The 12378-nt window shown below is 41.3% G+C and carries 14 protein-coding genes; 5 read left to right on the top strand and 9 right to left on the bottom strand.

Going from position 1 to position 12378, the window contains the following annotated elements:
• The first annotated feature begins 148 nt into the window (after window positions 1-148).
• Entirely contained in the window at window positions 149-2116 is a 1968-nt protein-coding gene (locus H6G77_RS12855) for a serine/threonine-protein kinase (protein ID WP_313954495.1), read from the top strand.
• Between the two features lie 306 nt (window positions 2117-2422).
• On the opposite strand, the gene H6G77_RS35690 is transcribed toward H6G77_RS12855, so the two are convergent.
• The 4 genes from H6G77_RS35690 to H6G77_RS12870 all read right to left on the bottom strand — a co-directional run bounded on the left by H6G77_RS35690 (window position 2423) and on the right by H6G77_RS12870 (window position 3750).
• On the bottom strand, window positions 2423-2599 hold the full coding sequence (locus H6G77_RS35690; RefSeq protein WP_313954499.1) for a type II toxin-antitoxin system RelE/ParE family toxin: 177 nt from the start codon (window positions 2597-2599) through the stop codon (window positions 2423-2425).
• Between the two features lie 9 nt (window positions 2600-2608).
• Window positions 2609-2731, bottom strand: coding sequence for a hypothetical protein (locus tag H6G77_RS36230; protein WP_277880566.1), 123 nt, complete (start codon window positions 2729-2731; stop codon window positions 2609-2611).
• Window positions 2728-3003 (bottom strand): type II toxin-antitoxin system ParD family antitoxin, encoded by a 276-nt coding sequence (locus tag H6G77_RS12865; protein ID WP_190871755.1) that lies wholly within the window; start codon window positions 3001-3003, stop codon window positions 2728-2730. Before H6G77_RS12865 ends, H6G77_RS36230 begins: the two co-directional genes overlap by 4 nt.
• Window positions 3004-3072: 69 nt before the next feature.
• Complete coding sequence (locus H6G77_RS12870) at window positions 3073-3750, bottom strand: Uma2 family endonuclease (protein WP_190871756.1); 678 nt, start codon at window positions 3748-3750, stop codon at window positions 3073-3075.
• 125 nt (window positions 3751-3875) lie between these two features.
• Here H6G77_RS12870 and H6G77_RS12875 point away from each other — a divergent pair, with 125 nt between their 5' ends.
• Together H6G77_RS12875 and H6G77_RS12880 are read left to right on the top strand one after the other, a co-directional pair.
• On the top strand, window positions 3876-4040 hold the full coding sequence (locus tag H6G77_RS12875; protein ID WP_190592509.1) for a hypothetical protein: 165 nt from the start codon (window positions 3876-3878) through the stop codon (window positions 4038-4040).
• Between the two features lie 99 nt (window positions 4041-4139).
• The gene (locus H6G77_RS12880) at window positions 4140-4943 is read left to right on the top strand and encodes an Rpn family recombination-promoting nuclease/putative transposase (RefSeq protein WP_190592435.1); all 804 of its coding nucleotides are present in this window, start codon (window positions 4140-4142) and stop codon (window positions 4941-4943) included.
• 189 nt (window positions 4944-5132) lie between these two features.
• Here H6G77_RS12880 and H6G77_RS12885 read toward each other — a convergent pair whose 3' ends face one another.
• The 3 genes from H6G77_RS12885 to H6G77_RS12895 all read right to left on the bottom strand — a co-directional run bounded on the left by H6G77_RS12885 (window position 5133) and on the right by H6G77_RS12895 (window position 8941).
• A complete protein-coding gene (locus tag H6G77_RS12885; RefSeq protein ID WP_190871757.1) occupies window positions 5133-5771 on the bottom strand; it encodes a pentapeptide repeat-containing protein in 639 nt (212 codons plus the stop codon).
• Complete coding sequence (locus H6G77_RS12890) at window positions 5768-7168, bottom strand: DICT sensory domain-containing protein (RefSeq protein ID WP_190592433.1); 1401 nt, start codon at window positions 7166-7168, stop codon at window positions 5768-5770. The genes H6G77_RS12885 and H6G77_RS12890 overlap by 4 nt, the downstream gene beginning before the upstream one ends.
• 198 nt (window positions 7169-7366) lie before the next feature.
• A complete protein-coding gene (locus H6G77_RS12895) occupies window positions 7367-8941 on the bottom strand; it encodes a photosystem II high light acclimation radical SAM protein (protein ID WP_190592432.1) in 1575 nt (524 codons plus the stop codon).
• 567 nt (window positions 8942-9508) lie between these two features.
• Here H6G77_RS12895 and H6G77_RS12900 point away from each other — a divergent pair.
• Both H6G77_RS12900 and H6G77_RS12905 read left to right on the top strand, forming a co-directional pair.
• On the top strand, window positions 9509-9886 hold the full coding sequence (locus tag H6G77_RS12900) for a DUF1830 domain-containing protein (protein ID WP_190592431.1): 378 nt from the start codon (window positions 9509-9511) through the stop codon (window positions 9884-9886).
• Window positions 9887-10029: 143 nt separating this feature from the next.
• Entirely contained in the window at window positions 10030-10491 is a 462-nt protein-coding gene (locus H6G77_RS12905) for a DUF4079 domain-containing protein (RefSeq protein WP_190871758.1), read from the top strand.
• A gap of 87 nt (window positions 10492-10578) precedes the next feature.
• Here the strand turns inward: H6G77_RS12905 and H6G77_RS36235 are convergent, their stop codons facing one another.
• Both H6G77_RS36235 and H6G77_RS12910 read right to left on the bottom strand, forming a co-directional pair.
• Window positions 10579-10710, bottom strand: a complete 132-nt coding sequence (locus H6G77_RS36235) for a hypothetical protein (protein ID WP_277880567.1) — start codon at window positions 10708-10710, stop codon at window positions 10579-10581.
• Between the two features lie 692 nt (window positions 10711-11402).
• Complete coding sequence (locus tag H6G77_RS12910) at window positions 11403-12374, bottom strand: O-methyltransferase (RefSeq protein ID WP_190871759.1); 972 nt, start codon at window positions 12372-12374, stop codon at window positions 11403-11405.
• Window positions 12375-12378 lie beyond the last annotated feature (4 nt).

Consider the following 12378-nt stretch of genomic DNA (forward strand, 5'->3'; position numbering starts at 1 on the left):
TTTACTCAGGGTAAGTTGTATCTAAGCGATAATCACTAAAATCGCCCATAAAAGCATCGTCATGACTTGCTGCCTAAATCCAGCTTGCCACAATCCACCCCATTCTGAATCCACAACCTATTGCTCTAACTGCCGATTTCCTTTGGTAGTGCTGAGAAATCGCTATCGCCCAATTCAATTACTAGGAAAAGGGGGATTCGGGAAAACCTATTTAGCAGAAGATTTAGACAAGCTGAATGAACGTTGTGTAATCAAGCAATTTGCGCCGCGAGTACAGGGAACTGCGGCAATAAACAAAGCCACAGAACTATTTGAGCAAGAAGCAAGGCGACTGCAACAACTAGGAGAACATCCGCAGATTCCCACACTGTTGGCGTATTTTGAAGAAGAAAATAATCTGTATTTAGTGCAGCAGTTTATCAACGGACAGAATTTATTAGCTGAATTCAAACAACAGGGAACTTTCAAGGAAGAAAAAATCTGGGAAGTTTTGCTTGATTTATTAAATATCCTGAAAACGGTTCATCAAAACCAAGTTATTCACCGCGATATCAAACCAGAAAATATCATTCGTCGCAGCACTGACAACAAGTTAGTCTTGATAGATTTTGGGATTTCCAAGCAACTCACCATGACAGTTACCACTAGCCCAGGAACAATAATTGGTTCCCGTGGTTATGCGCCATTAGAACAAATGCAGGATGGTAAAGCTTATCCAGCGAGTGATTTATATAGTGTCGGTGCAACTTGCTTTCACTTACTGAGTGGAAGTCACCCTGGGAGAATGTCGGAACAACTAGGTAATGGGTGGGTTTCTGCTTGGCGGAAGCATTTGCAACAACCACTAAGCAGCAAATTAGAGAAGATTCTTGATAAGTTACTGCAAAAAGATTATCAGCAACGTTACCAATCTGCTGAGGAAGTTTTACAGGATTTTAGTTCACCGTTACCATCACCTTCACCAGTACACCCAACTGATGCAGTAGTTGTAACTCAACCACCATCATCATTACCTGTGACATTACGCAATCAGCCTCAACCTGGAATATCACCAGCACCAGTAAAGCCAAAAGTAGCACCAAAAAAGGCATCTAGACAAAATACTAATTGGAGAACAAGATTCTTGGTAGGTGCTGCTATTCCAATAATTGGAACTCAAATATATGGTTCTGTTCGATATGGCTTATTTCCAACTAATCCCATATATGTAATTGCCAGCATACCAAGCGGAGTTTTATTGCAAAAAACCCTCATAGGGCGCGAGGTTTCTTCCGTCGCCATCAGCCCAGATGGTAACACCTTTGCTAGTGATGCTTCGGAGACAACCAGTAAACTGCGGAATATTCAACTGTGGAATGTCGCAACGGGAAAGCAAATCCGCACCCTTACAGATTCTGGCTTTGTTTTTTCCATCGCCATTAGTCCAGATGGCAAAACCCTTGCTAGTGGTGGTTTGTATACAACCATCAAACTGTGGAATCTGGCAACCGGAGAGCAAATCCGTACTCTCAAAGGACATTCTTACGTGGTCGGTTCCGTCGCCTTCAGCCCAAATGGCGAAACCCTTGCCAGTGGCGAAGCTGACAAAACCATCAAACTGTGGAATATCGCAACTGGAGAACAAATCGGCACTCTCAGTGGGCATTCTAACGTAGTCCGTTCCGTCGCCTTTACCCCAGATGGCAAAACCCTTGCCAGTGGTAGTGAGGACAATACTATCAAACTATGGAATATCGCAACAGGAGAGCTAATCCACACCCTGAAAGGACATTCTAAACGGGTTATTTCCGTCGCCATCAGCCCAGATGGCAAAACCCTTGTCAGTGGTAGTTGGGACGATACCATCAAACTATGGAATATCGCAACAGGACAGGAAATTCGCACCCTTGCAGGGCATTCTACCTATGTTGGTTCCGTCGCCATCAGTCCAGATGGCAAAACTATTGCTAGTGGTAGTTTTGACAACACCATCAAACTGTGGAATTTGGCAACAGGAGAGCAAATCTGCACCCTGACTGGGCATTCCTTCGCAGTTATTTCTGTTGCTTTTAGCCCAGATGCTAAAACTATTGTCAGTAGTGATTCCGATACTATCAAAATTTGGCGGCTAAAGTAGTGAGTGCTGAGTTCATTGTTTTGAGTATTTAGCTGAAAACACAAAAAATAAGTAAAATTTACCAACAACACAGCATAATTAATCCTGATTATTCTCTGTCTCGACTCTTTGAGCGATGGAGAAGTACTAGCAAGCGATCATCGCACAGGTAAAAAGTAAAATTGATCAACAACACAGGACTATTCATCCTGATGATTACTCTCTTGCTGGATTCTTTGAGCGATCGCTCATTATCATTCATCTGTAATTGAGTAATAATCGTTATTTTATTTCTAGAATTTTGTTGTCATTACCGTGAAAGAAATTTCAATCATCATCATCGTGAAATAGTGATGATAAATCTCGATAACCACTAATCACACGGAAAATCTCGACATCTTCTCCTATGGGCATATAAAGGATGAGATAATTATCTATAGGAAGACTACGAATACCTGGTAAAATTTCATCACGCTGTCGTCCTAATTTTGGGAATTGAGCAATTTTGCTAAATTAAGCATCTAGTTTACTCAAGAACAACTCTGATTGAGTTAAACCCAACTTTTTGGCCATATAATCTGCAATCTGCTCAATATCCTGAATCGCCGGTTCAGTGAGGCGAAATTGTGGGGTCATACTTCGTCTGAGACACCGTAGCGCAATCTCAAATTGGCACGGATTTGAGCCATTGCAGTTGATCCCTCAACTACTTTACCCTCCTGGGATGCTTCCAATCCAATACGTGCTTCCATCTGAAGCTCTCCCAGTCGTCCTTGATATATGTCTTCTTCTTGCTGTTCTAGTAGTTTTATGCCTGCAACAATAACGTCAACGGCATTATGATATTTACCGCTTTTTAGTTGGCGTTGTAGCAGGGCTTCTACCTCTGGGGGCAAAAAGATTTGCATGGAATTTTTTCAGAGTCAGGATTAACTCCATTGTAAGCGGTAAGCAAGGATGATTGTTGACATCGCTCCTTAATCAAGATTATCTGGATCTATGCCAAGCGATCGCAACCTGTCTGCCATCTGTTGAGCGCGTTGTTCAGTTTGTTGAATCTTCTCGTACGGTGTAGGATAGCGTTTTCCTGACTGATCATACCAATAAAGCCATTCTCTAGTGACACCAGAATAATTCCCGCGATCGCATCCTATTCCTAAGCCAATTTCTGGTAGCCAAACCGGATTTCCTGATTGCAATTCATACTTGCCCTTCACTAATTTATGCACTTCTAAATGCGGTTTGCGGCGACGGCGAGAAGAATAAATTACGTAATAAAGTACGCCTAAATTTGCATATTCATCTAATTTAGTTGTATATTCTTTCCGGTAAGTTTGAGATACCACCTCTAGCACTAAACTCGGTACAACTTTTTCTTCCCACAACGCATAACTAGGACGCAACTCCTCATCGTAGAAACGTTCTACCCCTAAGCTTAAAAATCCATCTGATACAATCGGTGGTTTATCGGGGTGATAATAAATACCCATATCTATACCAAAGAACCAGTCCATGCGTTCCGCCCAAAGTATCAGCAATATTGCTTTCAGCAAGCCTGTTATTAATTCTTGCAGTTCATTATCCACAGGCGTTTCATCAGAGTCGGGTAGTTCTTCGGCGCTTGGCAAGTACCTCGGCAGACTGTACTCTAACATGGCTGGTTTCCCTAAAACTCACTAAAATGATAGCGGTTAAATCTGAATTATTACTTAGCAATGGATAGGTACTAGAGCGATCGCGCAGATAATCAGTAATTCAGAAATAATATTTGTATTTAAAATTGAAGCAAACGCGGGTTTATCAGGAAGCGAGAGAAGAAGGCAAAATAGAAGTTGTACCTAAGTTTTTAGCACTGGGTTTAACTGTGGAACAAATAGCACAGGCGTTAGACTTAGATGTAACACAAGTCCAACAAGTCGCACAGCAAACATCTCTTAATCAATAGCTGAGATGCAAAACATCACCCAGAAATGAAATTTGCCGTTATGAACCAAACATCATAATAGTAAAATCACAGTAGTCAAAAATCTGCTCAAACCTTGGTGTGAAAACAGACAGTATATTTTATCGCCTCTTTCAAGAATTTCCTAGTATCTTCTTTGAACTAATAGGCAACCCTCCCGAAATTGCCAATTCATATCAATTTGCTTCCGTAGAAATCAAACAAACAGCATTTAGAATTGACGGCGTATTTCTTCCCACCGAAGATAAAAAAAGTCCAATTTATTTTGTAGAAGTCCAATTTCAATCAGATGTAGAGATTTACTCCCGCCTAGTGTCAGAAATCTACTTATACTTACGCCAAAACAAATGTCCAAATCCTTGGCGGGGAGTAGTGATTTATCCGAGTAGAGATATAGATACAGCAGACAGAGAAAATTCCTTAGAATTCTTCCAGAGTCAACGTCTCAGGATAATTTACCTAGATGAACTAGGGGAAACGACATCATTACCCATAGGCATTGCTACGATAAAATTAATCGTTGAAACGGAAGATATAGCCATTAGTAGCGCCAGGGAATTAATTAACCGCACCCAGCAAGCCGTTAATTTACAACTACCACAAAAACAATTACTAGAATTAATAGAGACAATTTTAGTTTATAAATTTCCGACAATGAGTCAAAAGGAGATAGAAGCAATGTTTGGTTTAAGTGAGTTGAAACAAACGCGGGTTTATCAGGAAGCTAGAGAAGAAGGCAAACTAGAAGGCAGACTAGAAGGTAAACTAGAAGCTGTACCTAAGTTTTTGGCATTGGGTTTGACTGTGGAACAAATAGCACAGGCGTTAGACTTAGATATTACACAAGTCCAACAAGTAGTACAGCAAATATCCCCCAATCAATAGCTCAAGTTATGAGTAAAAAAGTCTCTTTCCTCGCCGATGTTGTGATAAAAGTATGTCAAATCTCTGTGGAATTATATTTGATGATATAGCGATCGCTCTTGATGATTTGGATGGAAGCAATGACGCAATCCATTAGCTAGAAACAACAGTTTGCGCCTATGTGTGAGACTGAAATTCTTCTATAAATCCTTACAACCCATATTCAGCAATTGTCCCCACCAAACAAGCTTTATCTAACTTAATTCCGCTTAAATTTGCCCCCTCTAACTCTGCACATAACAAGTTAGCACCTGTAAGATTTGCCCCCGCTAAATTTGCCCCCCGCAAATCAGCTTCTTCCAAATTTGCCTCACTTAACAATGTTCCTTGCAAGTCAGCACGGCTTAAGTCTGCGCCTTTGAGATTTGCGCCACTCAAGTTAGCACCACGCAAGTCAGCACTGCGTAAGTCAACGCCTTGTAGGTTGACATTCATTAGATTCGCGCCACTCAAAAAAGCACCCGCTAATGATACATCACTCAAGGTTGCGCCCATCAAGTTCGCGCCGCGTAAATTGCTACCACGCAAGTCAGCACTGGTTAAGTCGGCTTGCATCAAGTTTGCGCCCATCAAGTTCGCCCGCAAGTCAGTTTCTTGCAGGTTCGCTCCCATTAAATTGGCTCCTTCTAAATGTCCACCTTCCAGCTTGGAACCCCGAAAATTAGTACCAACCAGGGTAGCGCCTGCAAAATTAATCCGGCTTAAATCAAGTTGATCAAGCTCTTCATCTTCTAAATTTACCCCTGGCAGTTGTTTGAGGGTTCCTGATTTAATGGCTTCTATATTCATTTGGGGTAACTACCAATCTCCTCATTACTCTTGCTATGACTATCCCAGCGAGTATCTAGTAACCACATACCGTTGCTGGCTTTGGTTGTCATCACGGGTAAGTCAAGTCCTTGTTGCAAACCCATGACTAACAAAGTTAGGGCATCTATTAGTTTAGGGTCAAAGCGGGTTGATTGTTGCTGTCGGCATTGGTCTAAAGCTTGAGCAAATATTTCTTCCCGACTTTGATGAGAGGATTTAATTTGATTGACTCGCCATTGAAACTCCGCTACTAATGCCAAAATTCTCGATTCCAGGGGAATTTCATCGCCAGCTAAACCTGCGGGTTCGCCTGTACCATTCCACCACTCGGTTTGGTGGGTGATAATTTGAGCCACAGCCCGGAGTCTGGACATAGTGCGTAATACCTGTACGCCTGGTACTAAAGGACAGGTTAAAGGACAACTGGGGGCTTGTTCTTCTGGGTATCGGTTGGATGTTCCGGGAGTAAGTACGCTTTCAGCTTTTTGTAGCGGATCTATGCGATGTAACAAACCTGCCAAGCGCAATCTTTTGATTTGCCAAGCTGGTAGTTCTAACAATTGTCCCATTGCTTCGGACAGGGCGACAACTTCTGCTGCTGCCATTGGGTTGTTGATATCGGCAATATCTATTAACTGCGCCATCCGCAAAAATGCTTGAATTTCGTTAGAAACTAAGTTGCGATCTAACGCTTGTTGACGCGGTGCTGTCGGAATAGATAAGCTTTCTTGCCCAGTTTGCAGGTAATCAACTACGCGAGAGACAACTGTACTTAAGTCTTCTGGTGCAGCTAAACGAGGCTGGATTGTTTCTTTATGGGTAATAAGTTTGGCGGCTAGTTCTGGGTTGTATTGTTGAATATGCGCGATCGCTAATTCTGCGGTTTCCTTCACTAACTCTGGTTCAAAAGTCCACAACCCGTAGAATTTCCGTTCTAAATCAGAATCTGGTAGCCCACCTGCACCATAATCAGCCTCAGATAACTCTTGACAAAGTACCATTGCCGTGTATTCAGGTGACAGAATAATTAAATGCCATTCCTGCGCCACCGGATCAGATGAATCTAATGCTACCAAGTCTACATTCGGTAATTTGCTGGTAGGATGTTCCGCAAAGCCAGCATCGGGGGATGCCATAATCACTATTTCCCGACTACATTTAGCTATGTCTGCATATCTTTCGGCTTCTTGCAAATACCATTTACCACGTTGGAAAGCGGTAATTACCAAGGGTTGACCCTGATCAGCTAAAACGTGGTCTTCGAGAGCATGACACAAAGCAACTAAAGTGTTTTTATAATACACCCCAAATCTAATTGGTCTAGTGCTATGGCGATGGGCGTTTTCCAGCTTTTGTAAAATCGAACCTTCTAACATAGGCGGTGGGGAGTAGGGAGTGGGGAGTAGGGAATAGGGAAGGTTGTTTTATACCCCATCCCTTGATTAATATCGTCTCCTGTTAAAGACTTATCATGAAGGCCGCAGGAGGTAGGGATGCAAGGGAGAGGGTTTTGTCGTTTCTGCACAAATTTGTCGAATCACCACTGATTAGCCGGACATGATATGACGTGTCTTCTATGATATGCCTGCTAATTGTTTTTCTTTCGGCTCAATTGGTGCGGAAAGTGCTGTTTCTAATTCAGCACAACCTAGCCTTGCTTCTAAAATCTTCATCACTTCCCTTCCGAAGTCATTGGGATTTTGTCGCCAAGCTTGTAAGCAGACTTCGCCAAAGAAAGAACCGAGGGGTTCCGGGTTCCACAGCAGTTTTTTCGCTGTCCACGGCATCAAGCTCATAGGATTGTACCCTGGTTTGAGGATGCCTTCTTTAAAGGCGTATTCTTCTAAATGGGTGTGGGGTTGCAGTCCAATAAAGAAAATCGCGGGTTCGACTTTATCTGCGCCAAAGATACGTTCTAGTTCGCGGTGGTAGGCGATGGTTTGGCGGATAGTTTCGGGACGTTCGTCAATCACATTAAAGGAATAATTGACAGAAACTAAATCGTTAAACCCAGCTGCTTTTAAATCACGACAGTTTTGTAAGACAGTCCGCAGGTTGTAACCCATCCGCATTTTGCGTACCAGTTCTTGAGAACCACTGGTAATGCCAATTTCAAAATAGTTCATCCCGGTTTTGGCCATTAAGTCGCACAATTCCGGCGTTAAATTATCGGCTCTAATGTATGCTGCCCAATGAATATCTGTCATCCCAGAATCCACGATCGCCTGTAATAATTCAATGGCATCATTGATATATTTCCGCGCTGGGATAAATTGGGCATCGGTAAACCAAAAGTTCCGCACACCGCGATTATATAGTTGTCGGATTTCTGCCACAACTTCATCAGCAGGATTGATACGTACTTGTTTACCTTCCACCACGGTATAAACACAATAGCAGCAGTTATGCGGACAACCGCGCTTGGTTTGCACACCAATATAAAAGTCTTGGTCTTGCAGATAATAGTTAAACTCTGGCCAGACGCTTTCAATGTAGTCGTAGTTACAAGCGGTTTTTTGTAATGGGGTGGGTTGTTCGTGAATTAGGCGCTGGCGTGGTTGACCTTCCCCAACTACATAACAACGTTCATCACTAATTTCTCGCCCACTCAAGAATTTCTCCAGTAAGGTTTCTCCTTCGCCCACAGAAATAATTGTGCCGGAAGGTAAGCTTTTACCCAACTGTTCATAAAATACGCTGACTGCACCGCCGCCAACCACTGCACGCGCATCAGTATGGTATTTTTGGGCGCGTTTTAAACCGCGTTTGATTAATCCCAAATTACGCCACAACTCTACATAGTAGGCAATGAAGATGCGTAAACCACCCAAAGCCCCACGTAATTTAATCAGGGGATTTTTCGCGTAATAAAATTCAAAAGCGTTTTGCAACGGGTTGCCACCACGTCCACCCACGGGGGCATAAATTTGAATATCCCGCCAAGAAAATACTAACAGTGTCGGTTTAAACTCATCGATACAGCGATCTAACGCCGCAGCATAGTCTAAAGGGGGAACTGTCCCCAAATCGAAAATGCGCTGTTCGATGTTCGAGAATAGCTTGTGGACATGATCACAAAGATAAACCACCCCAATGGGAAAAATGGGGTTACAAGGAAGGCGAACGTAGAGAATACGATTTTCGATCATCAGAGTTTTAACCTTTATCTTGCCATTCTTTTGGGAAAGCGAGGGAAACGAAGCTTGCTTAGTTCTATTTATGACAATCTAGTTTGACTTGGGAGTTAATTTATGCTTTTACATTTTTCCGGTGCGGAATGGTGAAAAGGCCTAAATTAGCTTGGCATCAAACAAGCGAGATTGGTTTATGAATAAATTGTTCATATATCTTTACCATAACATTGAGTTTAATCATTAAGCGATGATCCCTCACTATCTCTTTAGGGATAAAAGTTCAGTCAAACTCATGAAAAGAAAGATACAAGCTTAATCTCCAGGTTGTATCCTCTAGGGAAAGTTAATTAATAACTTAGACAAAATTGTTACCAAAGCCAACAATTAAAAATTTTCCTTAATAATGTATAATTTTTTGAAAAGAGATTTTTTTTATAAAATTTTCATAACTTGAACATATCTTTAGATATAAATAACGTAGAAATTTTCAGTTGGTAGTCGGAGTTACAGCAACTGGGGATCAGCAGTGTTAGTCTGGGCTGGTGTAATATACAATGTTTGGCGTAAAGCTCCTCGGCAGTTATGGCTCAAATACTAGATTCTCTACCACCTGAGCAATCGGGAAAAATTCTCTGCTGCTACATTAATGCTACGAGCAAAATCCAGGTGGCTCGCATCTCTAATATCGCTAACTGGTACTTTGAAAGGGTTGTGTTTCCTGGGCAGCGCCTCGTGTTTGAAGCCCCGATAGAAGCTCACATGGAGATTCATACGGGGATGATGGCAAGTGCCATTTTATCGGATACCATTCCGTGCGATCGCCTTGCACTTCAAGAACCAAGCAGTAGTGATTTTAATACCGAATCATCTACCCTCGACCCTATAAGTAAAAAACCCATAGTTCAGTCAATTAATACCAAAAGCGGAGATACAACAAAACCTTTAACAATCGCTGGTTAATCATTAGCTTGATTAAGATAAAAAATTTGATCAAAAAAAATTTAAGGTTGCTGATATCAGCAACCTTTTCTATTGTGATGGTGGGTTGTCATCAATCCTTTGTTGTTTGTCATTTGTTCCCAATTCCCCACTCCCCCAAATTTATGCACCTACCTTCTTTTCTCTGGCTATGGAAAATCGCCGCTTGGTCGATGGGCTTATCGCTGTTAGCGTATATCATGTTAGCTGTCACCGGGATAATGATGTGGCAAGCGAGAAATTCCCAGTCTATGCCTAGTTTTCCTGGGTTTCCTGCGAGTCGTGGAGGAGTGCGATCGCTGCACTATACAATGGGCATTAGTATGGTGAGCTTAGTGTTATTGTTATTGGCGATCGGCATTATCGGCACATTAGGTCACTTTGGTTCATTAGGACATTCATCACACCTAATTGCGGGGCTAATAGTAGTATTTTTAGTTTTAATATCTGCCGTCAGCGCCACGCAAATTAACCCCAGCAGACCTTGGGTAAGAACTTTACACATCACTGTCAATATTATTCTCTGCGCCGCCTTTGCTTGGGTATCCTGGACTGGCTGGACTGTTGTACAAAAGTATTTACCCTAAAGCCAAAACTCGGAATTTTGTGTTGATTTCGGGTGCGATCGCCCTACACACTTCATGTATCATAATCATCACAGCAAGCGATCGCATTTACCCGCGTAGGTTGGGTGCAGCAAAGCGTAACCCAACATCATCAAGATTTAAAACTTTGTGTTCACTCTGGAGCGTAGACGCTTGCAGCTTGTCGTAAGTTATCGCCCAATACGGTTCGGTTAAGCTCACAACCAGGTAGACTAAGGTTTGTCACCCAAGTGTACCGATGTTGAATGCAACTCAAAGAATTCTCACTAATTTCACCAGTAATTTAATTAGGTACGGTACTCAAAGCTTGAGAAACAGCCATCCCAGCAGAGACAGTTGATGATAGTCAAGATTTGAGCGATCGCCAATTACAAATACAGCACCAGATTGACCAGTGGGAAAAAATAATCGCCAAAATTTCTGGAAAAGCTAATAGTAGGAAGGGTTAGTTTTACATTTGCTTACAATGTATTTATATCAAAGGTAATTGCACCTAATTGAGAATTGGGATTTAGGCGATCGCTTTGGGAGTTTTTGGTAAAAGCGATCGTAATTCATAACTGCGAATTAAATTAAACAATAACTGCGATCGCAGTTATACTGATCTTGCTAGTATCGCTCAAAAAGACGTACCAGAACTGTACGATGAAGTGAAGAAACGAGTTAACCTAGCCCTAACTCCTACTGGGATTGATAGATTAGATGCTATCGCCGACAGTATAAATTTAAGTCTGTCTGAATTTATGAAGAGAATAGGCAGAAAGCTGATTTCAGTCAATGTGAGTTCTCTGACCCAGAAGGATAAGCAAGCTATAAAAAAGCCCTAACCGAACTGATTGTTCTTTACCGTGAGCGATTGAGTAGTCAGGATCAAAAGAAACATTCTGTCGTACCTACATGAGCATTTCCACAAAAGAAGGAAAGTATTTATACAATTCTGCATAGGATTTAACATCCTTGAGGGGAATACAAATCCGTTTCACCGCATCACAATTATCTGTAGGCATTTGACTATCTAGATGTTGAATTTCCTTAAGTGTCAGATTTGGTACGTTTATTTCATAAGGATTATCTGATTCTATTGCATTAAAATTCTTACTAAACTTACATTGTTCTGCCAGATTACAGTAGTTCTGTTCAAAAAGGAGCCATCCAACTGTTAACATACGACAACCATCAGCATAACGAAAATCAAAAATCTGTTTATAATTAAGCTTATCGCCTTCAGAACGTGCTGAATTAGCGTTCCTAATACTTTCTTTAAGTTGATTATTGATTATTCTTTTATACAGATTTCCTAGCTTCTTGCCAGTTAAATCAATCGGCTTGATGTCTATAGGAATTTTTTCATTAGGAAGTCTTTCTCGTAACTTATCTTCTCTAAATTCATCTATCTGTTCTCTAGTAAGACCTTCCTCTTTAGGTCGTTCTTGCTCTGCACTAACTGTAACAATTAACACACTTCCAGATACTAATTTGCTTATAAGAGTATCAATATCATCTAGAATTGTTTTTTCTAATGGGCTATCATAATCAAGCCATACAATTGATTTTTTATTCCATTCAATTGTTGGCAGAACTTCATAGGAAGCTCCGTACTTGATTTCTATACACCCAAAAGGTTTATTATATTCAAAACGATCTTTCGCGTGCATATCTTTTTCTATACTTATCATGTCCTCAATATGTAAGGATTTATGAAAAAGAATAAAGTCACTAAAGTAAGTTGAGCCAAAACCTACGTATCTATAACTTGTAAGTTCTCCGAACGGATTTAAGCATCGGAGAGAATCACATATCATTTTTCTTTCAACTGCTTTTGCAGGACGAAGACTGTAATTAATTTTTGAATAGCTACCAGCCATCACC

The organism is Aulosira sp. FACHB-615 (genome assembly GCF_014698045.1).
Classification (GTDB): Bacteria; Cyanobacteriota; Cyanobacteriia; order Cyanobacteriales; family Nostocaceae; genus Nostoc_B.

Bases quoted from the DNA above. Each gene is read 5' to 3' on its own strand.
- H6G77_RS36230 (WP_277880566.1), bottom strand. From the start codon at position 2,731: ATGACCCCACAATTTCGCCTCACTGAACCGGCGATTCAGGATATTGAG.
- H6G77_RS12865 (WP_190871755.1), bottom strand. From the start codon at position 3,003: ATGCAAATCTTTTTGCCCCCAGAGGTAGAAGCCCTGCTACAACGCCAA.
- H6G77_RS12870 (WP_190871756.1), bottom strand. From the start codon at position 3,750: ATGTTAGAGTACAGTCTGCCGAGGTACTTGCCAAGCGCCGAAGAACTA.
- H6G77_RS12885 (WP_190871757.1), bottom strand. From the start codon at position 5,771: ATGAATATAGAAGCCATTAAATCAGGAACCCTCAAACAACTGCCAGGG.
- H6G77_RS12890 (WP_190592433.1), bottom strand. From the start codon at position 7,168: ATGTTAGAAGGTTCGATTTTACAAAAGCTGGAAAACGCCCATCGCCAT.
- H6G77_RS12895 (WP_190592432.1), bottom strand. From the start codon at position 8,941: ATGATCGAAAATCGTATTCTCTACGTTCGCCTTCCTTGTAACCCCATT.
- H6G77_RS12900 (WP_190592431.1), top strand. From the start codon at position 9,509: ATGGCTCAAATACTAGATTCTCTACCACCTGAGCAATCGGGAAAAATT.
- H6G77_RS12905 (WP_190871758.1), top strand. From the start codon at position 10,030: ATGCACCTACCTTCTTTTCTCTGGCTATGGAAAATCGCCGCTTGGTCG.
- H6G77_RS12910 (WP_190871759.1), bottom strand. From the start codon at position 12,374: ATGGCTGGTAGCTATTCAAAAATTAATTACAGTCTTCGTCCTGCAAAA.